Source organism: Bizionia sp., from assembly GCF_048259285.1.
GTDB classification, from domain to species: domain Bacteria; phylum Bacteroidota; class Bacteroidia; order Flavobacteriales; family Flavobacteriaceae; genus Algorimicrobium; species Algorimicrobium hallyeonense.
In genome coordinates this window covers 140,586-162,598 of the sequence record NZ_JBLXHU010000004.1, presented here as the reverse complement: position 1 = coordinate 162,598, position 22,013 = coordinate 140,586, and the positions used below count along the sequence as shown (strand labels likewise).

Genomic DNA, 22,013 nt, shown 5'->3' with positions numbered 1-22,013 from the left:
TTTATTTAAAGGTTTACTTCCAAAAGGAATCTTAAAATTACTCATTTTCCAATTGCTTCCGGTAGTCGTCTATATTGGCTTTAATATCATCATCCAATTCAGGCTCTCGGATATCATCATATTTTTTAAGTGTATCCAATAGAATTTTAGCAACGATGTAACGAGCTGTAGGCTTATCATCTGAAGGGATAACATACCAAGGCGCATGCGGTTTTGCTGTCCTAGAAATAGCATCCTGATAACAGTCTTGATAATGATTCCACAGTTTACGTTCTTCCAAATCACCAGGCGAAAATTTCCAATTTTTGTTTGGTTTATCTAATCGGCGTAACAACCTATCTTTTTGTTCTTCTTTTGAAATATTCAAGAAAAATTTAAAAATAATCGTTCCATTTTCTGAAATCGTCTTTTCAAAATTATTGATTTGTTCGAAGCGTTTATCCCAAAATGCATCATTAACATCGTTTAATGATAAAACATTAGGTAAGTGTTCATTTAAAATATATTCTGGATGCACACGAGTTACCAATACGTTTTCATAATGTGTTCTATTAAAAACACCAAACTTACCACGTGCTGGTAATGAGATATAATGACGCCATAAATAATCGTGTTTTAGCTCTAATTCCGTTGGTGTTTTAAAACTATGCACAACAACCCCTCTAGCGTTAAGTTCTTTAAAGACTTCACGAATCAGACTATCTTTTCCTGCTGTATCCATACCTTGTATACAAATAAGCACAGCATATTTTCCATGTGCATACATGGCGTTTTGTATTTTGGCCAGTTTTTTACAAACATCCTGTAATTCGTCTTCAATTTTGGCTTTGTCTTCCTTTAAGTTAAATGTTGTTTGAAGGTCTTTTATTACTACCGATGCAGGAACTTTAAAATCTTCCGGTTTAATTGATTTCATAGAATAGTATTCGAATTAGAATTGATTTATAAATATACATAATTATAAAACGATGTAATAACGGGATTGTAGTTTGGTTTTATTTCAAAAAAAATGCCTGAACACATTCAGGCATATTAAGGTTATTTGGAAGCGAACATATTTACATCTTCTTCGCTAATTTCTTTTTCACCAAGTATAATTAAGCGCTCTACGACGTTGCGGAGTTCCCGAATGTTTCCGGTCCAATCATATTCCTGAAGTTGCTTAATAGCTTTGCTAGAAAAAGATTTTTTAACCGTTCCATGCTCATTGGATATTTTTTCAGAAAAATAATCAATTAGCAATGGAATATCTTCACGTCTGTCGTTTAATGATGGTACTTGAATAAGAATAACAGCTAATCTGTGATACAAATCTTCACGAAAACGCCCTTCCGCTATTTCTTTTTTTAAATCCTTATTGGTGGCGGCTATAACACGAACATCGACTTTAATATCCTTATCGTTACCAACGCGTTGAATTTTATTTTCTTGAAGTGCGCGGAGCACTTTAGCTTGAGCAGACAGACTCATATCACCAATTTCATCTAGAAATATAGTTCCTCCATTGGCAGTCTCAAATTTCCCGGCGCGATCTTTAACAGCACTCGTAAAAGCTCCTTTTACATGACCAAACAATTCACTTTCTATTAATTCTGCTGGAATAGCGGCACAATTTACTTCAACCAAATTCCCTTTAGAACGGTCGCTTTTTTGATGCAACCAGTGTGCTACCAATTCTTTCCCTGTTCCGTTTGGTCCAGTAATTAAAACGCGTGCATCTGTTTGCGCCACCTTTTCAATCATATCTTTAATATGCGTAATAGCGGCACTTTCACCAATCATTTGATAATTTTTACTGACTTTCTTTTTCAGCATTTTATTTTCAACAACCAATACTTTGGTATCCAAAGCAATTCTAACTGTATTTAGTAAACGGTTTAAATCTGGTGGCTTGGATATATAGTCAAAAGCACCTAAACGCATGGTGTTTACAGCTGTGTCCAAATCGCCATGACCTGAAATCATGACAATAGGGATTTCGGGTTTTATTTTTTTTGCCGCTATCAAAACATCAACACCATCCATTTTTGGCATTTTGATATCACAAAAAACGAGATCATAATCTTCATTTTTAATTTTCTCTAAACCTTCTAAACCGTCTTCAGCTTCATCTACTTGATAGGTATCATTTTCTTCTGAAAGGATTTTTACAAGTACACGCCTAATGGCTGCTTCATCTTCAATTACTAATATTTTTGGCATAACTATTTACTCTTTTTTTTCAATAATATGAATATCTCTTTGTGGAAATGGAATGGAAACATTGTTTTCTCTAAATAATCTATCTATTTCAAATCGAATATCACTTTTAGGAAATTGGGATTTAAAACTATCTCTAACCGTAAAAATAACTTTAAAATTCAAGGAGCTATCACCAAAATCCGTAAATAACACAACAGTTGATTTGTTATCTAAAACCTCGGGATGGGAATTAGCAGCTTCCAGCAACAGGCGTTTTACCAACTGCGTATCACTACCATAAGCCACACCGACTGTTATATTTTCGCGTGTGGAAATGTCATTTTGAGTCCAGTTATATAAGCTATTTGTTAAGTACAAATGATTTGGAATTACTAACACCCTATTGTCAATGGTAACGGCGCGTGTGGTACGTAGCTTTATTTCTTCCACACGCCCAACTTTGCCTTCAATTTCAATAATATCACCAACATGTAAACTTTGGTCCACAAGAATAAACACGCCTGAAATAATATCTTGAAATAGGGTTTGTAATGCTAAACCAACACCAATTAATAGTGCGGCTGATGCTGCAAAAATAGCGGTAACATTAACACCTACTGAATCAAAAACAACTAGAATAACAACCAAATAAATTAACCATCTGGCAAACGAAAAGACTGTATTGAATTTAGCCTTATCTTCATTTGGCAATCGTTTCTCATACAATCTGCGAAGGAAATTTAAAACAATAGTTGTAACGAGGTAAATAATAGTTATTAATACTAGCAGTCCAACCGTTATATTAATGGGGCTATCTTCTGATCCGAATTGAAATCCTAAATTTAAAAACTCGACAAAGGATTCCCAAGCACCACTCTCGGTTACAGCATCTTCAATATCGTCTAATCTATTTTGCATGGTTTAATTTAATATTTCATCCATTTTAAAATTTCTTTATAACTCGGCTTTTTGCCATACATTAATATGCCGACACGGTAAATTTTGGCAGCAAACCAAACGGTAAACATAAAAGTACCTATTAAAATAAGAAGTGACAAAATTTGTTGCCAAATTGGAACGCCAAACGGAATCCGCATAAGCATAACAACCGGTGATGTTAATGGTATAAACGAAAATATAGTTGATATGGTTCCATGTGGATCCTCAATTACGGTAAAAAAACCAATATACACCGCTAAAATTAAAGGCATTAAAATAGGAAACAGAAATTGTTGCGTATCTGTTTCATTATCTACAGCTGCACCAATTGCAGCATATAGCGAGCTATAAAGTAAATAGCCTCCAATAAAAAACATTAAAAACGCAAGGACTAAATTGGTTAACGGTAAATTATAAAAGGCTTGAAATCCGCTTTGGACTAAATCTGGCATGGCTGTCTCGTTTCCTGCTTGGCTTAATAATTGCCCTGAAGGCGCTGCTTGCATTAAATCGATTCCAAAAATTGCCGAAATAATGGTTATTAATATTCCGCCTAAAATAAGCCAGATAACAAATTGTGTCACACCAGCTAATGACGTTCCAATAATTTTTCCAAGCATTAACTGCATGGGCTTCACAGATGATATAATAATTTCTATAATCCGACTTGTTTTTTCTTCAATCACGCTTCGCATAATCATATTACCATAAATAATGATAAACATAAACAGCAAATAGCCAGCTGCGCCGCCAAATATTAACTTTACAATACTGTCCACTTTTGATGTTTTTTCGCCTGTGAAACTTTCTTGAGTAATGGCTACATCAATTTTTGAAGTCTTTATTTTCTCAATGTCAACCCCTTGACTTTCTAGCTTTAAATCGGTTAATTGTTTTTCTAATTTGCTTTCCAAACCTCTAATTACGGATATGGAAGGGGATTCTTCTGAATAGAATTTTATAACATTCTGAGATGAGTTTAGGTTATCAAATTTACCAATATACAGTAAGCCATAGTTTTCTTGAACTTGCGTAAGTGTTTTAGCCTCATCTAGAGACAATTGATTGAATATAACATACTTGGTGTTTTTGGTGCTCTCAAAAACGGACGCCATTTGACCAGATTCATCTAAAATGGAAATGCTGCGTTCAGAATTATTATTTAATTGGGTTAAATAAGCTACAACGGCTACCAAGCCAATCATAATCATTGGACTTAAAAATGTCATGATTATAAAAGATTTATTCTTCACTTTGGTAAAGTACTCGCGTTTTATAATGAGTGGTAAATGGTTCATAATTAACTATTCTTTACGGCTTGAATAAAAATATCATTGGCACTAGGTATTAATTCTACAAAATGCGAAACTTCTCCTCTACTTGTTAAAAAACTCAACAAATCGTTAGGCGATTGCTGTTCGGACAGCTTGATATTACGTTTTAACTCATTCCCTAGTGTTTTAAAACTGGTTGGTGTTACGGTAAATTTTTCGTTAAGTTCCTTGTCTAATGCGGCTTCATGCGTAGCACGTATACCAATTTCGAATGTATTGGTTTTAAACTGCCTTTTAATATCATGTAATTTACCATCTAAAATTTTATTGGATTCGTGAATTAAAGCAATATGGTCACACAATTCTTCTACAGATTCCATTCGATGTGTAGAAAATATAACCGTGGCGCCATTTTCGCGAAGTCTTAAAATTTCATCTTTAATTACGATAGCATTAATTGGATCGAATCCGGAAAAGGGTTCGTCAAAGATCAACAATTTTGGTTCGTGTAGAACCGTAACAATGAATTGTACTTTTTGAGCCATTCCTTTAGAAAGCTCCTGTATTTTTTTATTCCACCAATCGCCAATATCTAACCTATCAAACCAATAATGCAAGCGTTTTTTTGCTTCTGTTTTACTTAAGCCCTTAAGTTGTGCAAGATACAAAGCTTGTTCACCAACCTTCATAGATTTGTACAGGCCACGTTCTTCAGGCAGGTAACCAATGTCTCTAACATGATGATTTTGTAATGGTTCATTATCTAAAATAACATGTCCTGAATCTGGCATGGTTATTTGATTAATAACCCGAATAAGTGTTGTTTTTCCCGCGCCATTTGGCCCTAAAAGCCCGAAGATACTTCCTTGTGGCACGGCAATAGACACATTGTTTAAAGCTGTATAATCTCCAAATTTTTTAGAAACGTTATGCGCTTCTAATAAGTTACCCATACTTGATTGCTAGTTAATTGAAATGATTGTAAATATATTAAATGTAATACTGCCATCCGAAATTAATAAAAAAGAAATTGTGCTTGTTCAATAAAAACAAAACCCATCCTAAAACTTACGCTTAAGGATGGGAAAAAATTGCTATGAAAAAGAAAAATTATTACTATAATCTATAGTAATAAACCAAATATAGTAATTTTTATTAAACAATTATAGAAAGACTGTAATTAACTTTAGCTATAAACAACAAATCCGCCAAAAAGGCGGATTTGTACTACATGAATATTTTTCATTTATGAAAACATATCTTTTACTTTTTCAAAGAATGATTTATCACCAACTTCTGGTTTTGGATCAAAATGTTCGTCCTCACGCATAGATTCAAAAAAGTCTTTTTGTTGTTTGCTTAAGGTTTTTGGCGTCCAGACATTAACATGTACTAACAAATCGCCTTTTCCATAACCATTAATAGACGGAATACCTTTGCCACGAAGTCTTAAAATTTTACCTGATTGTACACCTGCATCAATTTTAATTCGCACTTTTCCTGTTACGGTATCTATTTCTTTTGAAGTTCCTAAAACAGCATCCGGTAAACTCACATATAAATCATAATGTAAATTATCGCCTTCTCGTTGAAGCGTTGCATGTGTTTCTTCTTCTATGGCCACTAATAAATCACCGGAAACACCATTTCCAGGGGCTTCATTACCTTTACCAGTAACTTTTAGTTGCATACCATCAACCACACCTGCAGGAATTTTTATAGATACGGTTTCCTCTTTTACAAGCATACCTTGTGCATCCGCTTCATTCGGTTTTTTATCAATTGTTTGTCCTGCTCCACCACATGTTGTACATGTTGTGGCTGTTTGCATACGACCAAGTATAGTATTAGTAACACGCATTACTTGCCCGGCTCCATTACAGGTTGAACAGGTTTTATACGTCGTTCCAGGCGCTTGAACTTTGCGTCTAACTTTCACCTTCTTCTCAACACCATTAGCAATTTCTTCCAACGTTAATTTCACGCGAATACGCATGTTGGTACCTTTAACGCGGCGTTGTCCGCCACCGCCAAAACCACCACCACTAAAGCCGGAAAATCCCCCCCCGCCGCCAAAGGCACCACCGAATATATCGCCAAACTGACTGAATATGTCATCCATATTCATGTTACCTCCATTAAAACCACCATTACCTTCAAAGGCTTGGTGACCAAATTGGTCATAACGTGCTTTTTTATCAACATTACTTAATACTTCATAAGCTTCAGCTGCTTCTTTAAACTTCGTTTCTGCTTCGCTATTATCAGGATTCTTATCTGGATGATATTTCAATGCCATTTTACGATACGCCTTTTTAATTGCGGCGGCATCTGCATTTTTATCAATTCCTAAAACCTCGTAATAATCTTGTTTTGCCATATTATTGTCCTATAACTACTTTTGGAAATCTTATTATTTTATCACCCAACTTATACCCTTTTTCTATAACATCTATAATCTTGCCTTTTAAAGCTTCGTTAGGTGCTGGTACTTGCGTTATTGCTTCGTGATTATCTGCGTTAAATTCGTCGCCAGTGCGCAAATCTATTAATTCTAGACCTTTACTTTCTAGTGTGTTTTTAAGCTTATTTTTAATGAGCTCCACACCTTTCAATAAATCCTTTTCTTTTGTTTTAGATATTTCAGTATAAGCACGGTCAAAATCATCCAAAATTGGCAATAATGCCACCATTACATCTTGACTTGCTGTTTTAAACAACTCATTACGTTCTTTGGCAGTACGTCTCTTATAATTTTCAAATTCAGCGAACAGTCGTAAAAATTTATCTTTTTCTAATGCTAAAGATTCATTCAATTGCTCTTCAACGGTTCGTGTATCTTCAGAAGACACCTCGTTGTTATCCAGTATTTGCTCGTCTACTTGCTCATGGGCAGTAGTATTATTTTTATCTTTCTTGCTCATTGTGTATCTCTATTTTTAAAATACGTTAAATGGATGGCAAAAGTACTGCCATTATCCTTAAAATGTCAAAATGTCATTAAAAATAATTTAATATTTTTTTAAACATTTTTAAATCTGAAACAACTATTTTTGCAGCTTAACACTAAAATATATTAAAACAATGAAAAATCGTTTTTTACCAATCTTAACATTAGCATTAGTTGTAACGTTTGCAAGTTGTAAAGATAAAGCACAAGAAGTTGAAACAACAGAAGCTGAAGTAGCTGCTGAAGTAACTGAAGTTTCAACAAAATATTTAGTTGACACAGAAGCATCTACTATTATGTGGAAAGGCTTTAAGCCAACAGGAACACATACTGGAACTATTAAAGTTGAAAGTGGTGTATTTACTATGAATGGTGATGCTATTGAAAGCGGAAGCTTTTTAATTGACATGAATTCACTTTATGTAACAGATCTTCCTGAAGATGATGAAAATCATGGAAAATTAACTGGTCATTTAAAAAGCCCAGACTTTTTTGACGTTGAAGCGTTTCCAGCATCAGCTTTTGAAGTAACTGGTTTTACAAATGAAAATGGAAAAATGATGTTATCTGGAAATCTTAAAATGAAAGATACAGAAAACAACATCTCTATTCCAGTAACTGTTTCAGAAAACAATGATTCTGTAACTATTACTAGTGAAACATTTACTATTGATCGTTCTAAATGGAATGTGAAATATGGTTCAAAATCTTTCTTTGATGATTTAGGAGATAAATTCATCAACGATGATATGGAATTACAAATAACTATTACGGCTAATAAAGCGTAATTCATTTTTGTTAATAATTTTAAAAATCCGCTACAGAAATGTAGCGGATTTTTTTATGCCTGTTTTATGACTTTAAGCTAATAGGTTTTCCAGGGCTGGTTTAATGTTTACAAATTCAAACTGAAACCCTTCCTCCTCTACTTGTTTACAACTTACACGTTGACTTTCGAATAATAAAATGTGCATATCGCCCAAAATCAATTTCATTAATGCTTTTGGAATGTTTGGTAAAAATAATGGTTTATTTAAAACGCTAGCAACGGCTTTTGTAAGTTCAGAATTTGTTATGGGATTTGGTGCTACGGCATTGGTAACACCTTCAATTTTATGGTTTAATACATAAACAAAAATACGCGCTAAATCTGTAATATGAATCCATGATTGCCACTGATTACCACTACCAAAAGCTGCACCAGCACCAAATTTAACCGGTTTCACTATTTGTGGCAAAGCACCTTCTTCAGCATCTAAAACCAAGCCAATTCTAACTTTAGAGACCAAAACATCAAGCGTTTTAAACGTATCTGTCATGGCCTCCCACTTTTCTACAACCTGTCCTAAAAAACTAGTGGAAATTTCCGTTGTTTCTTCATCATAATAGTTGGTTAAAGAATCTGGATAAATGCCAATAGCACTTGCCGAAATAACGTGTTTTACCGAATGATTTTCACGCTGTAATGTTTCTTTTATTAATCGTAATGTATCTAACCTACTATTAATAATAACGTTTTTATAAGCTGCAGTCCACCGTTTAGCAATGGTAGCACCTGCCAAATTTATAATGGTTTCAACACCTTCCAAACAAGCTACATCTATTTCATTATTTTTAGGGTTCCAATAAAACCCTTTATAGTCATCGTGTTGCTCAATTTTTTCTTTAGAAGTTGTTAAATAATGAACGGAAATATTTTGATCATGACATTGTTCAACTATTGCCTTACCAATTAAACCCGTAGCGCCTGTAATTAATACCTTCATGTACAATTTTTATATAAAGATACGGGTTAAAACAGTGTTTTTAATTGCTTTTAAAGAAGGTTTAACAGATTTAACGAAAGATTAAGTATGTATTAACCCCATGTTGAAGCCTTGAATGGATAACGAAGAAAAGTTGCTTGACTATGAATATTTCTACTGAAATGTTTCAGGATTTAATAAGGAAACATGTAACTCACTTCGCATCGTTGAATGTTTCGGGCTTTAAAAGGAAACATGTAACTCACTTCGCATCGTTGAATGTTTCGGGCTTTGTGGCCCTTAACATTTCACGTTTGCCTGGAGGCCCTGGTAGACGTTCCACCACAAACCCTACAGCTTGCATGGCGCGACGCACGCTCCCTTTTGCTGAATAGGTAACCAAAACACCTTTTGGTTTTAGCGCATTATACATTTTCTCGAGAATAGGTTCCGTCCATAATTCGGGTTGCACACGTGCTCCAAACGCATCAAAATAAATAAGATGAAACTGATTTATATTCGTAATATCCTGAAACTTCTTTTCTTGTTTGGTTAATTGGAAAAATTTAGAAAGTGATGCTTTTATTTCCCAAGAAATAGTATGAATGGCTTTAAACTGTGCTTCAGCAGAATCACCTTTCAACAGTTCTGCATAGTTTAATTGGCTAATTTCGGAGGTTAAAACAGGATACGCTTCAATACCCACATAATCCACATGAACTTGTTCTTTTTCTGCCTTTAATAAGGTAATTATGGCATTTAATCCTGTGCCAAAACCAATTTCTAGTATGGACAAAGAGTTCAACTGCAATCCCGAAATAACAGCCTCGAAACCTGTTTTTATAAACACGTGATTTGCTTCTTGAATGGCGCCATGGATAGAATGGTATTGCTCGTTCCAATCGTCTATCTGGATGGTTTTAGAACCATCAGCCGTGGTTATAATATGGCGTTTCAAACTATTTAATTAATAGTTTTTTAATACGTGGAATTGGCCCAGTACATTCGGTTTGGTGACAAGAAATACAAAGATTTACCACATTATTGAACCTTTCGGTTTCTGACAAAGCAGATTCCGGATTATAAAGTTCCTTTTCGGCTTGAATAAATAATTTTGAAAAACTCTCAAACGTTTCATTGCGTTTTTTAAAATCGGATAATTCCGCTGTATGGATTTTTAAGAAATCTAATGGAAATTCTTGTATATCTTCACCTAAAACTATCGCATTTTTAACGTCCAAATTGTGCGCATACATTTGATTCATGAGATTGGCCATTTCAGACGGCTCATACATATCATAAACAACTTCCTGTTTTTTAGACTTTTCAGGAATTACTTTTTCTTCAGCGTTATTACAACTGGCAACAAGGATAAGTAGGCTTAAACAGCTAAAAAACGTTTTCATTATTCTTCAATTAGCAACACACCATCTGCTTCAAAAGACAAGGTACGTTGCGGTTCTGTTATAGCAGCAATTTCTTCTTCTGTTTTTCCTGCATCTTCCGCATAATGACGTTGCTCATCAACAGAAACTTCAGTTACATAAGCTTTACCATTAATTATAACTTCTTTATCTGCTATATTTTTAGGCATAAAAAAACCGTAGTCTTTAAATTTTACCATCACTTCTTGATTGTTCTCTAAATCCAAACGCATCCAACATCCTTTGGACTGACAAACACTGTTTACTTTTGCCTTTACTTTAGTGTGAAGGGTGTCACCAGCTTTCAAGTTTTGGTATTTTTCGCTTATTTCAGATGCACTTAATGTATTATCGGCTTCAATAACATCTCCAAAAGAAACATAAGCCATTTCGTTAATTTCTGTTTCAATAATTTCTGTAGATTTATCATTATTCTTACAAGAAACTGCTACAAACACTAAACAAAGTGCTAAAATTATATTTTTCATTATTCGAGATTTTTATAAAATTCAAGGCCAAATATACACTTTTTTTAAGTAAATTTTAAGTTTTATATGAGTCCAAAAAAGAGTACTTTCGCAAAACCAAACTTTTAAGAAACATGACGGATCAGAAATATAACAAAATCGACATAGAACGAATAGAAAAATCAAAAATCAATGATGTTGATTTTAATAATATCGATTTTGGGCGTAAGTTCACAGATCACATGTTCTATTGTGATTTTATTGATGGCGCTTGGCAACAACCGAAAATAGTTCCTTACCAAACCATGACCATTGAACCTTCAGCTCGTGTGTTTCATTATGGGCAAGCTGTTTTTGAAGGCATGAAAGCTTATAAAGATGATAACGGAAAGGCCTTTTTGTTTCGTCCAGAAGATAATCACAAACGGATTAATATCTCCGCGGCACGATTAGCGATTCCAGAATTCCCAAAGGAATATTTCATGAAAGGTTTAGCGACTTTAATGGATATGGATAAAGATTGGATTAAACCAGGTATTGGAAATTCATTATATGTTAGACCGTTTGTTTTTGCTTTTGAGCCAGCTATTTCAGCTGCGCCTGCTCAAGCATATCGTTTTATGATAATTTGTTCTCCAGCAAAAGCATATTACACAGGTAAAGTTCGTGTACTTTTTGCGGAGAAATATAGTCGTTCTGCAGATGGTGGCGTTGGTTATGCCAAAGCTGCTGGAAATTATGCCGCACAGTTTTACCCAACTAGTTTGGCACAGAAAAAAGGCTATCAGCAAATTATTTGGACCGATGCTAGTACACATGAATATCTAGAAGAAGCTGGTACCATGAACATCTTTTTCAGAATTAATGATACATTGGTAACTGCACCTACAAGTGATCGGATTTTAGATGGTATTACTAGAAAAAGTATTTTACAATTAGCAGAAGACAACAATATTCCCGTAGAAGTAAGACGTGTAACTGTAAGCGAAATAAAAGAAGCTGCCAGAAATGGTAGTCTGAAAGAAATTTTTGGAACAGGAACTGCGGCTGTAATTAGTCCAATTTCAGCTTTTGAGCATTCTGAAGAAGTTTTTGAAATTCCAGATGCCAGCGATTCGTACGCCACATTATTTAAAAAGAAATTATTAGATATTCAACATAACCTTGCCGAAGATAAACACGGATGGCGTTTTGAGGTTAAGCAACCCGAAACGTCACGTTAGTCGTTGAATATTTTATTACTACAAAACATAAATTCCAATCCTGAAAATTTCAGGATTGGAATTTTTTTTATCATATGGTTTAGATTACGATTTCAGAATAGAAGAGATATTAGGCTTAAAATAATTTGGCCCTTTTAAAACCTTACCATCTTCGCGATAAATGGGTTCGCCGTCTTCGCCAAGCTTACTCATATTGCTACGTTGAATTTCATTAAAGACATCTTCTATTTTATGCTGTAATCCGTGTTCTATTATAGTTCCGCATAAAATATAGAGCATATCACCTAGAGCATCGGCAACCTCAACTAAATCATTTTTGTTTACAGCTTCTAGATACTCTTCATTTTCTTCACGCATTAATTTATAACGCAACATGTTTTTATCAGAACCTAAATCAGCTTTTGGGGTTTCACGATGACCAATTTTAAAGGCAGTATGAAATGCTTTTACGGCTTCAATTTTATTTTTCATAGTTTGGTTTTCTGTGTTTATTCAAAAGTAATAATTTTAAAATCTAATTAATTTTTGATTCCGTATTAATATCACTGAATAAAAATTTGGTTATGGGTTTGTTTTCTTAAATTTGCAAAAAAAACGACATGTTTACTACTGGACAAATAATTTTTGGAGGCTTATTTGCGGTCGCTTTTGTATTAATTTTAGTCTATGCTTATAGAAAGGATTTAGCGCTGCATAGAAAACACTACAAAGGAACTGTATGGGTATTGATTGCCTTTATTTGTTTTGTTTTATTTATACTTTCTATTAAATGGGTGTTCCAATAATCTATTATAACATAGCTACTTTTTTTATATAAATCTAGCATAAATAAAAAGCCTCAACACAATAGCGTTGAGGCTTTTTCCATAGTATATGGTTATATTTAATTAACTTCTGGCAAGAAATTATATTTCTCACTATAGTCTAACATTTGCTTTGGAAACGATTCTGGTTGAACCACATTAATTTTAGTGATTTCGCCATTATCATCCATTTCTGGAACCAACATAGGATTTACAAATCCACTGTATGGTGCCGATTTAAATTGTGCGTTTCGCTTTAAAACTTCGGCATGAATTTCTTGATCTACTTTTACACCGTAAGTTTCAACCAAAGCTTGAACAGCTGCAAAATCACCTTCTGATTTAATACGTTGTGTTTCACGTAATAATTGTCCGAATAAATCATGCAATTTATCATAATCTGTAATATTGAAATAAGTTTTACCGTCGCGAGTTACTTTTTCAATAACATTTGCTTCTTGGCCTTTTTCAAAAACCCAAGCACTCACCCACTGTCTGTTACGCATGTGGGCTTCTTCAACTTCATCACCTATATTTAAACGAATTAATTGTGTCATTAAACCGTTTCTAATATAGCCATCGTAAGCTGCTTTTCCTACAGATTTCCAATCGTCCACTAAACCTAATTCTTGTAATTTTGGATTGTATAGATAGTAAAGACCTACTAAATCTGCCCGACCTTCTTCTAATGTAGACGCATAGGTTTTAAGTGTTTCTTTCGTTTCACCAACACCAGGATTTAATTGTCCTGAAGCATGACCAATTACTTCGTGTAAGGCTGTGTGTAATTTATCTGCCACTTGTCCGTATTTTTCTTCGAGTTGAATTTCTTCGGCATCATTTGCAAACTCTTTTAAGCGACCTGTACTTCCTGCATTATTATATGCATGAATTATGTTTCCTAAAGAAACCGATTTACTTCCTACTGCTGCACGAATCCAGTTAGCATTTGGTAAATTAACGCCAATTGGAGTACTTGGAGACGCATCACCAGCTTCTGCAGCTACATTAACTACCTTGTAAGAAACACCGACAACATTTTTCTTTTTATGATCTTCCATTAATGGCGAATTATCTTCAAACCACTGCGCATTTTCTGATAAAACAGACATTTTTTCAGACATATCAAAATCCTTAATTTGTACAATGGTTTCGTAGCTTCCGGTGTAACCTAATGGATCATTATATACTTCAATAAAACTATTTATATAATCAATATTTCCTTCGGTAGCAGCCGTCCATGCTACATTGTAGTCATCCCAAGTTTGCAAATCGCCCGTTTGGTAATATTTAATTAATAGGGCAATAGCATCGCCTTGTGCTTTGTTTTCAGCAACACCTTGTGCTTTTTCTAACCAAGGAATAATGTTATCAATAGCTGAACCATATAAACCACCAGACTTATATACTTGTTCAACAATTTTCCCGTTTTCTTTTACCAATTTAGAGTTTAATCCAAAAGATAATGGCTTTTCAGGATCTGGAGATTTTTTCGTTTTATAAAATGCTTCAACTTCTGCCATAGTCACATTTGGACCATAGAAGTTAACCGCTGATAATAATACATTATCTACATCTTTAGCTTGGTTCACTTTTTTAGAATCCTTGTCATTAAATAAAACTTCTAAAGCTTCGCCTTCTAAAGTTGTATTCGTTTGTTTTAATAAACCAACTAAATAGTCTTTTGAAAATTCAGGTTTCATTTTATCATTTGAATAATGATGGTGAATACCATTACTAAACCAAACGCGCTTTAAATACGTTTCGAAAGCTTCCCAATCTGCTGATGATTTATCACCTGTATATGTGGTGTACACATTTTCAAAAGCATTTCTAATGGTTAAATTGTGTCTATAATTCTGATCCCAAGTAATATCGCGACCAGCTAAACCCGCTTGTCCTAAATAATAAACCAGTTTTTGTTCTTTTAGCGTTAAATTTTCCCAACCCGGAATTTGATAACGTAAGATTTTAATGTCTGCAAATTGTTCTACATTAAAATCAAATTCAGTTTCAACCTTTGTTTCAGTTTCAACTATTTCGGCTTTTGGTTCCGATTTATCATTATTACATGAATAGAAAAAAGGAGCCACTAACGCCAAACCTACAATCAATTTTAATTTCATATGTTTAAGTGTTTTTTTAGTATTCACAAATGTAACATTAATTATTAACGCATAAAATTGTTTATCTTTGATTTATAACCCAATCATTCATGAAAACAATTCAATACATCCTGTTCTTTTTACTTATTTTAATTATTGGTATCTCTATATATGTTGCTGTGCAACCCAATGATTTTAAGGTAACACGAACGCGAACTATTGCGGCACCATCGCAAGTTATTTACAACCATGTCATTGATTATAAAAATTGGGACGCTTTGTCTCCTTGGGTTGAAATTGATCCTGAAACAAAAACGGTTCTTTCCGATACCACTATGGGTATTGGCAGCACATATAGCTGGGAAAGCAGTGATGAAAAGGGACATATTAAAACGGTTGAAGCCATTCCGTTTCAAACCATCAACCAGGAGCTGTTTTTAAATGAATCGGCATCAGTACAAGTAAATTGGGAGTTCCAACAAATTTCAGCCAAAGAAACGGAAGTGTCTTGGACTCTGTATTCTGATAATTTATCATTTTATGAAAAAGGATACGCCTTAATAAATGGTGGTCATGAAAAAATGATGAGTCCTGAATTGGAGCGTGGTTTAGACAAATTAAACAACATAGTTATTGCTGCTATGGAGGTTTACAGTATTCAGGTGGATGGAATTGCGCAACATGGTGGTGGTTTCTATATTTACAAAACCACCTCTAGTAAAATTTCAGACATACAAACAACGATTAGCAAAGTGCTACCAAGTGTAAAAAGTTATAGCATAAAAAACAACATTGCCATGGCAGGTGCTCCATTTGTATATTATCACAATTGGGATGAACCTAATAATGCCGTTATGTTCTCCGTTTGTATTCCAACAACCACACAAGTTATAACAACACAAAGCGATATTTTAACAGGACAGCTGGAACCCTTTAAAGCGGTTAAAACAACATTAAAAGGAAATTATACAAACCTAAAGGAAGCTAGAGACGCGACAAGGAGTTATATTGGACAATATAATATGGAAACTTCCGAAACAGGCCCGATGTTAGAAGTTTATTTAACAGAACCAAGTCAAAAACCAAATCCAGCCAATTGGATTACCGAAATTTATATTGCAATTAATTGAAATACAAATGAAACAAATCCTATTGGTATTTATTGGAGGTGGTTTTGGAAGTGTATTGCGCTTTTTAGTCGGTAAATTTTTAAACAATACTGAAACAGGAATCCCTTACGGTACGTTTTTAGCAAATATTTTAGGTAGTTTACTTATTGGTATCATATTGGGTATGGCGGCTAAAAATAATTCCTTGTCCGAAAATCATTTGGCGTTACTAGCTACTGGTTTTTGTGGCGGCTTTACCACCTTCTCTGCTTTTGCTTATGAAAATCATGTGTTTTTAAAATCCGGAGACTTTATGAGTTTCGCTATGTATACCATTGCTAGTTTTGCCCTTGGTTTTCTGGCCGTTTTCCTTGGAATTTTTCTCGTTAAATAAAAAAAAGCGTATTTAGAACGGAAATTTAAAAATCAAATTCTCAACCTATTTCTTCGTAACACTTCATGAATAGAGGAAAATCCTTCACTTTTAAAATTTTGAAGTAATTTAAAATATACGACATTCCACGTATGTTCTGGCATGCATATAATTAGGCTTTTTGACAATATTAATCTTAAATCTAATTATCATGAAAAAATTTATTTTAGGTATCGCTTTACTTGTAGTAAGCTTTACAAATGCACAAAACACGTTAATAGTGGACAACAACCCCTTTATTGACGATTCGCCATCACATGTTTACACAACATTTGCGGCTGCAATTGCAGGAGCTTCCAATGGCGACATCATTATGATTCAGCCGTCCAGCACGACTTATGGGAACATTACAGTTAATAAAGGCGTCACAGTTTTAGGTATGGGTCATGCACCAGAACTTAACAATGGAGAAGCTTCATCAGCTGGAAATATCACAGTTACGGCTAACAACGTTAAGATTTCCGGATTACATGTTATTGGCTACATAATCACCGGCAACAATGTGAATAATTTATTAATTGAAAATTGCGCTATAGCCGTAGGAATTTACGCAAATTCCATTGGTAATGAAGACATTACTATTAGAGGTAATGTTATTAAAAATTTAATTTACCTGAATGCAACACTAACGAATAGCACGAACATTACTATAACCAATAATCTTATTCAAAACATTGGAAATAATGGTTTACAGTATTTTAACGATACAACTATCTTTAATAATAACGTGATTGTTGCGGACCAAACAGCTTTTCAATGGAGCATATTTTTGAATCCTAATAATTTAGTATGCCAAAATAATATTTGGGTGTTTACTGCCAACAATCAAGCAATTGTAGATCAAAACGGAGGCACACCAATTATTCACAACAATTCTTTAACATACCATTACGGAACACAAACTATTGCAGATTTAAATGGTACTGGGAATTTTAATAATCAAAATCCATTTTTTGTAAGTATTCCTGCAAACAATCCACTTTGGGCTGCAACTAATAATTATAATTTAGGCAACAGTTCAGTTGGAAATGACGCTGGTACAGATGGAAATGATGTAGGTATTTTTAATGGGTATTATGATTTTGACGTACGAGGTTTTCCAACAGAATTACCTTATTTAACTGAAATGTCAATTTTCAATAATATGGTTCCTGCCGGCACAAGCTTAAATGTAAATTTAAAAGCAAACGCTAATAAAACTAACTAAAAACACCCAAAATTATGAAAGCTTTATATACCTTTTTACTAGGCTGCTTTTGTGTTGGTGTATCGTTAGCGCAATCGGATATTGCCAGTGTTGAATACTTTTTTAATACCGATCCTGGTATTGGAAATGGTATTCTGGTAGATATTGATCCAGATGTAGACTTGTTAGATCAAACATTTAGCATTTCTACGGTAGGACTACCTGCAGGAACACATCAATTATTTATGAGAGTTACAAATGCCGATGGCATAACCTCCATTTATAATAACCAAACTTTTAGAGTATCTGACGTACCATTTAATAGCACAGTCAATATTACAGGAATTGAGTACTTTTTTAATACCGATCCTGGAATTGGAAATGCAATTCCTGTAAATAGCGTTAATTCTAATATTTTAAATAGAAATCTGAACATTTCAATTGGCGGATTGCCAGCTGGTACGCACAAGCTGTTTGTACGCGTTAAAAACGATAATGACCAATGGAGTCTGTACACCTCTAAAACTTTTAGAAAATCTGATATTCCCGTTTCTAATAACTTTGATATTGTTGAAGCCGAATACTTTGTTGATACAGATCCTGGTTTAGGCAATGGAACAACCATAGATGTTGCGGATGTTGCCTTATTAGATGAAAACTTCACAATTCCTACAAGTAGCCTATCTATTGGGACACATACCATGTTAATACGTGTGAAGAATAGCAATAACAAATGGAGTATGTACGATACAAAAACCTTTCGCGTTTCTGATGTTCCGTATAATAATATTAGTGACATTGTGGAAGCTGAATACTTTTTTGATACAGATCCAGGCATTGGAAATGGCACCATTGTAGATGTAAATGATGTTGCCTCTTTAGATGACGATTTAAGTATTCCAACATCAAGCCTGTCCATTGGCACACACCGATTGTTTATGCGCGTCAAAAATAGTGCTAATAGCTGGAGTCTTTATGATGGAAAATCGTTTCACGTAGCAGATATTCCGTTTACCAATAATGCCTCTATTGTTTCCGCCGAATATTATATAGATGTAGATCCAGGTGTTGGCTTGGCTACAGCTTTAACCGTTTCAGGTGATGATTTGGATGAAACTGTAATAATCCCAACCACTACGGGATTGGCTCAAGGTGATCATTATTTGCATATTCGTGTACAAAATGCCGATGGCTCATGGTCTCTTTATGACCGGAAATTATTTGAAATTGATGGTACTTTAGGTATTAGCTCTGAAACCCTTTCAGAAATAAAAATATACCCGAATCCAGCAACAGATTATGTGCATATTAAAACACCAAATAGCATTCAAATAAAATCAACCGTACTCATTGATATGAATGGAAAAGTTGTCAAGCAAATACAGAGTCATCTCGAAAAAATAGAGATTTCTATTTTGCCACAAGGCATATATTTATTACAAATAACCACAGAAACCGGAAGTATATCCAAACGGATTATTAAAAATTAAGTTGAGATTAGTGGCAATTAAGGCGTCTGACAAATTTGTTAGGCGCTTTATTTTTTATTAAAAGCCTTCACACCTGCTTTTACCTCAATGTCTAAATAATTATTTCGTGGTACAATGGGACAGGAATACTTTTCGTCATAGGCACAATAAGGGTTATATGCTTTATTGAAATCGATAATCATTGTATCGTTTTCAGGAATTCTTAAATCAATATAACGGCCACCACCATAAGTAGTTTCACCATTAGTATGGTCTATAAACGGCAAAAATAAATAATCTTCAAAACCTTCTTGAGTCATTAAATCTTGACCTTGGTAAACAGATAATTCAAACGTTTTTCCATGAAGTTCAAAGGTTATAATTCCATAAACGCGCTCATTAGAAACACGATCGGTTGTGGTTTGCATTAAAAACCAATCGGAATCTGGCGTTCGTTTTAATGTAGCCTTGACAATTGCGGAAGAATCTACAGGAAAAAAATCCAAGGTCTTAAAATTCTTTCTATCCTTGGCTTTAAGTGGCGATTTACTGGCATCCTTAAAATCGGCATTTTGTTGGCGCTGCCATTCTGTTTCCCCTAATAATGGTTCTTTATTTTGAGCACAACTAATTACTATAAAAAGCACTAAAAAACTAAAAACTATTTTCATGAGAATTATTTTTTTGACTTCAAAAGTACAACTTATTCATATTTTGTTTAGCTTTGGTAAGCAAATTAACATACCATCATGCTAAAAAGAGTCACCACGTATAGAAAATCTCATATCTCATTATTGATGAGTTGGACGCTATATGTATGTGAATAATTTTAAATGAACATAACCATTATATGAAAGTCCGACCATTGCGTCGGATTTTTTAGTTTATATAACCACCAATAACTAACATGAAAAAACTTTACAACAGCTATATAGATACCTTTCGAGGTTTGTCTTCAGAAATATGGTGGTTGGCATTAATTACATTAATTAATCGTGCTGGCACCATGGTTATTCCATTTTTGTCGTTATACCTGACTACAGATTTAAACTTATCTTTTGCACAAGTGGGATGGGTTATGACTGCTTTTGGATTAGGATCCGTTTGTGGTTCATGGCTTGGTGGCAAACTAACTGATAAAATTGGTTATTATAAAGTAATGGTAAGAAGTTTACTAGCCACAGGAATCCTGTTTATAGGCTTGCAATTTTTACACACCTTTGCTGGTGTTTGCTTGGGTATATTTTTGGTTATGTTAGTGGCAGATATGTTCCGTCCTGCAATGTTTGTAGCATTAAGCGCGTACAGTAAACCTGAAAATAAAACACGTTCTGTAACGCTTATTCGTTTAGCTATAAACCTGGGCTTTTCTGCAGGTCCAGCTGTTGGCGGTATCATTATAACTACTATGAGTTATGCGGGACTTTTTTGGGTGGATGGTATTACCTGTATTTTAGCCACTATTTTATTAGTAAATGTTCTGCATCCTAAAAAAGCCAAAACGCAAGATAGTATCATTAATGAAAACCCACAATCCGCTTATAAAGATAAAGCCTTTTGGATTTTTCTAGCTGCCATGACCATGTTTGGTATTGTATTTTTACAATATTTCTCAACCATGCCGCTTTACTATAAAGATGTGCATTATTTAACCGAATTAGAAATTGGTATTCTCCTAGGTTTAAATGGTGCCTTCATTTTTATTTTAGAAATGCCACTCATTAAATGGCTAGAAAATACAGGGTATAGCAAAACAACATTAATGGTTTTTGGAGCTATTTTGGTTGGAATTAGTTTTGTAGTACTCAATGTTACGCCTTGGATTGGCATTTTACTAATTGGTATGTTATTTATGACGGTTGGCGAAATGATAACATTTCCATTCTCAAATGCATTCGCTATGGAGCGTGCTAAAAAGGGAAACCAAGGTGAATATATGGCACTTTACAGCATTGCTTTTTCCATAGCGCATATTTTTGGGCATAACGCAGGAATGCAGCTCGCCGATTCCGTAGGCTTTGAAAACACTTGGTACATCATGACACTGTTATCCATTTTATGTATTGCTTTATTATGGTTATTAATGCGCTATTTAAAGAAACATGAACCGGTTTCGTAATGGGTAAATTCTTATTACAGGTGTTAAAAATTTAATTAACTATTTCAAAGGTTTCACTGCATTATGTTTAACCACATGCGATAAAACAATCTGTGTTTTTGTTTCACCGTAAACAATTAATTGGTCTATAAAAGCCTCCAAATGTTTCTGGTTTTTTAGAACCACTTCCATGACAATGTTCTCATTACCTGTAATGCGGTAGCAATTAATAACCTCATCATAGGTTTTTACTTTCTCTAAAAACGGCTTTAACATACCCATAAAAGCACGAATAGTAATTAATGCTTTTAACTGATAACCAGCTTCAAAAGGGGAAACGGTTGTATGATAATGTTGAATAATCCCAGCATCTTCCATTTTTTTTATACGTTCAGAAACGGCTGGCGAACTAATACCAATTTGCCTACCAATTTCGGCATTGGAAGTCCTTGCATTTTGTTGTAAACACTTTAATATTTTCCAATTTAAGCTATCAATACTCATATTAAGGTTATTTAACAGTAATAAGTCGATTATTAAATCAAATATACGTTTTTACTTTAATATCGAAAGTAAGATATGAAAACTTGTCGCTATTTTTGATAAA

The 22,013-nt window shown here is 34.1% G+C and carries 22 protein-coding genes; 7 read left to right on the top strand and 15 right to left on the bottom strand.

Going from position 1 to position 22,013, the window contains the following annotated elements:
- Positions 1–37 precede the first annotated feature (37 nt).
- From ACN0QX_RS03495 to ACN0QX_RS03465, 7 genes are all read right to left on the bottom strand, one after another.
- The gene (locus tag ACN0QX_RS03495; RefSeq protein ID WP_417195561.1) at positions 38–916 is read right to left on the bottom strand and encodes a PPK2 family polyphosphate kinase; all 879 of its coding nucleotides are present in this window, start codon (positions 914–916) and stop codon (positions 38–40) included.
- 122 nt (positions 917–1,038) lie between these two features.
- Entirely contained in the window at positions 1,039–2,202 is a 1,164-nt protein-coding gene (locus tag ACN0QX_RS03490) for a sigma-54-dependent transcriptional regulator (RefSeq protein WP_417195560.1), read from the bottom strand.
- 6 nt (positions 2,203–2,208) lie between these two features.
- Positions 2,209–3,099: a mechanosensitive ion channel family protein gene (locus ACN0QX_RS03485; protein WP_417195559.1), complete on the bottom strand. Its 891-nt coding sequence runs from the start codon at positions 3,097–3,099 to the stop codon at positions 2,209–2,211.
- An 8-nt stretch (positions 3,100–3,107) separates the two neighbouring features.
- On the bottom strand, positions 3,108–4,418 hold the full coding sequence (locus ACN0QX_RS03480) for an ABC transporter permease (RefSeq protein ID WP_417195558.1): 1,311 nt from the start codon (positions 4,416–4,418) through the stop codon (positions 3,108–3,110).
- A gap of 2 nt (positions 4,419–4,420) precedes the next feature.
- The gene (locus ACN0QX_RS03475) at positions 4,421–5,347 is read right to left on the bottom strand and encodes an ABC transporter ATP-binding protein (RefSeq protein WP_376861398.1); all 927 of its coding nucleotides are present in this window, start codon (positions 5,345–5,347) and stop codon (positions 4,421–4,423) included.
- A 293-nt stretch (positions 5,348–5,640) separates the two neighbouring features.
- Complete coding sequence (dnaJ, locus tag ACN0QX_RS03470) at positions 5,641–6,774, bottom strand: molecular chaperone DnaJ (RefSeq protein WP_417195557.1); 1,134 nt, start codon at positions 6,772–6,774, stop codon at positions 5,641–5,643.
- A 1-nt stretch (position 6,775) separates the two neighbouring features.
- On the bottom strand, positions 6,776–7,318 hold the full coding sequence (locus tag ACN0QX_RS03465; protein WP_248398439.1) for a nucleotide exchange factor GrpE: 543 nt from the start codon (positions 7,316–7,318) through the stop codon (positions 6,776–6,778).
- A 160-nt stretch (positions 7,319–7,478) separates the two neighbouring features.
- Between ACN0QX_RS03465 and ACN0QX_RS03460 the strand changes: the two genes are divergently transcribed.
- Positions 7,479–8,132, top strand: coding sequence for a YceI family protein (locus tag ACN0QX_RS03460; RefSeq protein WP_248398437.1), 654 nt, complete (start codon positions 7,479–7,481; stop codon positions 8,130–8,132).
- Between the two features lie 72 nt (positions 8,133–8,204).
- Here the strand turns inward: ACN0QX_RS03460 and ACN0QX_RS03455 are convergent, their stop codons facing one another.
- From ACN0QX_RS03455 to ACN0QX_RS03440, 4 genes are all read right to left on the bottom strand, one after another.
- On the bottom strand, positions 8,205–9,110 hold the full coding sequence (locus ACN0QX_RS03455) for a TIGR01777 family oxidoreductase (protein WP_248398434.1): 906 nt from the start codon (positions 9,108–9,110) through the stop codon (positions 8,205–8,207).
- 241 nt (positions 9,111–9,351) lie between these two features.
- Positions 9,352–10,047, bottom strand: a complete 696-nt coding sequence (gene mnmD, locus ACN0QX_RS03450) for a tRNA (5-methylaminomethyl-2-thiouridine)(34)-methyltransferase MnmD (RefSeq protein ID WP_417195556.1) — start codon at positions 10,045–10,047, stop codon at positions 9,352–9,354.
- Between the two features lies 1 nt (position 10,048).
- On the bottom strand, positions 10,049–10,495 hold the full coding sequence (locus ACN0QX_RS03445) for a hypothetical protein (RefSeq protein WP_248398427.1): 447 nt from the start codon (positions 10,493–10,495) through the stop codon (positions 10,049–10,051).
- Positions 10,495–11,001, bottom strand: a complete 507-nt coding sequence (locus ACN0QX_RS03440) for a DUF4920 domain-containing protein (protein ID WP_248398426.1) — start codon at positions 10,999–11,001, stop codon at positions 10,495–10,497. Before ACN0QX_RS03440 ends, ACN0QX_RS03445 begins: the two co-directional genes overlap by 1 nt.
- A gap of 113 nt (positions 11,002–11,114) precedes the next feature.
- Here ACN0QX_RS03440 and ACN0QX_RS03435 point away from each other — a divergent pair, with 113 nt between their 5' ends.
- On the top strand, positions 11,115–12,203 hold the full coding sequence (locus tag ACN0QX_RS03435) for a branched-chain amino acid aminotransferase (RefSeq protein ID WP_248398425.1): 1,089 nt from the start codon (positions 11,115–11,117) through the stop codon (positions 12,201–12,203).
- Between the two features lie 84 nt (positions 12,204–12,287).
- On the opposite strand, the gene ACN0QX_RS03430 is transcribed toward ACN0QX_RS03435, so the two are convergent.
- Entirely contained in the window at positions 12,288–12,674 is a 387-nt protein-coding gene (locus ACN0QX_RS03430) for a nucleoside triphosphate pyrophosphohydrolase family protein (RefSeq protein WP_248398423.1), read from the bottom strand.
- A 412-nt stretch (positions 12,675–13,086) separates the two neighbouring features.
- Complete coding sequence (locus ACN0QX_RS03425) at positions 13,087–15,132, bottom strand: dipeptidyl-peptidase 3 family protein (protein ID WP_417195555.1); 2,046 nt, start codon at positions 15,130–15,132, stop codon at positions 13,087–13,089.
- Between the two features lie 89 nt (positions 15,133–15,221).
- Between ACN0QX_RS03425 and ACN0QX_RS03420 the strand changes: the two genes are divergently transcribed.
- The 4 genes from ACN0QX_RS03420 (at position 15,222) to ACN0QX_RS03405 (ending at position 19,329) form a co-directional block, all read left to right on the top strand.
- Entirely contained in the window at positions 15,222–16,241 is a 1,020-nt protein-coding gene (locus tag ACN0QX_RS03420; protein WP_417195554.1) for an SRPBCC family protein, read from the top strand.
- Between the two features lie 7 nt (positions 16,242–16,248).
- Positions 16,249–16,614, top strand: coding sequence for a fluoride efflux transporter CrcB (gene crcB / locus ACN0QX_RS03415; RefSeq protein WP_248398415.1), 366 nt, complete (start codon positions 16,249–16,251; stop codon positions 16,612–16,614).
- 190 nt (positions 16,615–16,804) lie between these two features.
- Positions 16,805–17,860, top strand: coding sequence for a hypothetical protein (locus ACN0QX_RS03410; protein ID WP_417195553.1), 1,056 nt, complete (start codon positions 16,805–16,807; stop codon positions 17,858–17,860).
- Between the two features lie 14 nt (positions 17,861–17,874).
- Positions 17,875–19,329, top strand: coding sequence for a T9SS type A sorting domain-containing protein (locus tag ACN0QX_RS03405; RefSeq protein WP_417195552.1), 1,455 nt, complete (start codon positions 17,875–17,877; stop codon positions 19,327–19,329).
- 47 nt (positions 19,330–19,376) lie between these two features.
- On the opposite strand, the gene ACN0QX_RS03400 is transcribed toward ACN0QX_RS03405, so the two are convergent.
- The gene (locus ACN0QX_RS03400; RefSeq protein ID WP_417195551.1) at positions 19,377–19,979 is read right to left on the bottom strand and encodes a DUF1684 domain-containing protein; all 603 of its coding nucleotides are present in this window, start codon (positions 19,977–19,979) and stop codon (positions 19,377–19,379) included.
- A 236-nt stretch (positions 19,980–20,215) separates the two neighbouring features.
- Here ACN0QX_RS03400 and ACN0QX_RS03395 point away from each other — a divergent pair, with 236 nt between their 5' ends.
- Entirely contained in the window at positions 20,216–21,427 is a 1,212-nt protein-coding gene (locus ACN0QX_RS03395) for an MDR family MFS transporter (RefSeq protein ID WP_417195550.1), read from the top strand.
- Between the two features lie 39 nt (positions 21,428–21,466).
- Here the strand turns inward: ACN0QX_RS03395 and ACN0QX_RS03390 are convergent, their stop codons facing one another.
- On the bottom strand, positions 21,467–21,910 hold the full coding sequence (locus ACN0QX_RS03390; protein ID WP_248398405.1) for an Lrp/AsnC family transcriptional regulator: 444 nt from the start codon (positions 21,908–21,910) through the stop codon (positions 21,467–21,469).
- Positions 21,911–22,013: the final 103 nt, after the last annotated feature.

Excerpts from the sequence above, each read along its gene's own strand:
- ACN0QX_RS03495 (WP_417195561.1), bottom strand. The coding sequence starts at position 916 with ATGAAATCAATTAAACCGGAAGATTTTAAAGTTCCTGCATCGGTAGTA.
- ACN0QX_RS03490 (WP_417195560.1), bottom strand. The coding sequence starts at position 2,202 with ATGCCAAAAATATTAGTAATTGAAGATGAAGCAGCCATTAGGCGTGTA.
- ACN0QX_RS03485 (WP_417195559.1), bottom strand. The coding sequence starts at position 3,099 with ATGCAAAATAGATTAGACGATATTGAAGATGCTGTAACCGAGAGTGGT.
- ACN0QX_RS03480 (WP_417195558.1), bottom strand. The coding sequence starts at position 4,418 with ATGAACCATTTACCACTCATTATAAAACGCGAGTACTTTACCAAAGTG.
- ACN0QX_RS03475 (WP_376861398.1), bottom strand. The coding sequence starts at position 5,347 with ATGGGTAACTTATTAGAAGCGCATAACGTTTCTAAAAAATTTGGAGAT.
- dnaJ (WP_417195557.1), bottom strand. The coding sequence starts at position 6,774 with ATGGCAAAACAAGATTATTACGAGGTTTTAGGAATTGATAAAAATGCA.
- ACN0QX_RS03465 (WP_248398439.1), bottom strand. The coding sequence starts at position 7,318 with ATGAGCAAGAAAGATAAAAATAATACTACTGCCCATGAGCAAGTAGAC.
- ACN0QX_RS03460 (WP_248398437.1), top strand. The coding sequence starts at position 7,479 with ATGAAAAATCGTTTTTTACCAATCTTAACATTAGCATTAGTTGTAACG.
- ACN0QX_RS03455 (WP_248398434.1), bottom strand. The coding sequence starts at position 9,110 with ATGAAGGTATTAATTACAGGCGCTACGGGTTTAATTGGTAAGGCAATA.
- ACN0QX_RS03445 (WP_248398427.1), bottom strand. The coding sequence starts at position 10,495 with ATGAAAACGTTTTTTAGCTGTTTAAGCCTACTTATCCTTGTTGCCAGT.
- ACN0QX_RS03440 (WP_248398426.1), bottom strand. The coding sequence starts at position 11,001 with ATGAAAAATATAATTTTAGCACTTTGTTTAGTGTTTGTAGCAGTTTCT.
- ACN0QX_RS03435 (WP_248398425.1), top strand. The coding sequence starts at position 11,115 with ATGACGGATCAGAAATATAACAAAATCGACATAGAACGAATAGAAAAA.
- ACN0QX_RS03430 (WP_248398423.1), bottom strand. The coding sequence starts at position 12,674 with ATGAAAAATAAAATTGAAGCCGTAAAAGCATTTCATACTGCCTTTAAA.
- ACN0QX_RS03425 (WP_417195555.1), bottom strand. The coding sequence starts at position 15,132 with ATGAAATTAAAATTGATTGTAGGTTTGGCGTTAGTGGCTCCTTTTTTC.
- ACN0QX_RS03420 (WP_417195554.1), top strand. The coding sequence starts at position 15,222 with ATGAAAACAATTCAATACATCCTGTTCTTTTTACTTATTTTAATTATT.
- crcB (WP_248398415.1), top strand. The coding sequence starts at position 16,249 with ATGAAACAAATCCTATTGGTATTTATTGGAGGTGGTTTTGGAAGTGTA.
- ACN0QX_RS03410 (WP_417195553.1), top strand. The coding sequence starts at position 16,805 with ATGAAAAAATTTATTTTAGGTATCGCTTTACTTGTAGTAAGCTTTACA.
- ACN0QX_RS03405 (WP_417195552.1), top strand. The coding sequence starts at position 17,875 with ATGAAAGCTTTATATACCTTTTTACTAGGCTGCTTTTGTGTTGGTGTA.
- ACN0QX_RS03400 (WP_417195551.1), bottom strand. The coding sequence starts at position 19,979 with ATGAAAATAGTTTTTAGTTTTTTAGTGCTTTTTATAGTAATTAGTTGT.
- ACN0QX_RS03395 (WP_417195550.1), top strand. The coding sequence starts at position 20,216 with ATGAAAAAACTTTACAACAGCTATATAGATACCTTTCGAGGTTTGTCT.
- ACN0QX_RS03390 (WP_248398405.1), bottom strand. The coding sequence starts at position 21,910 with ATGAGTATTGATAGCTTAAATTGGAAAATATTAAAGTGTTTACAACAA.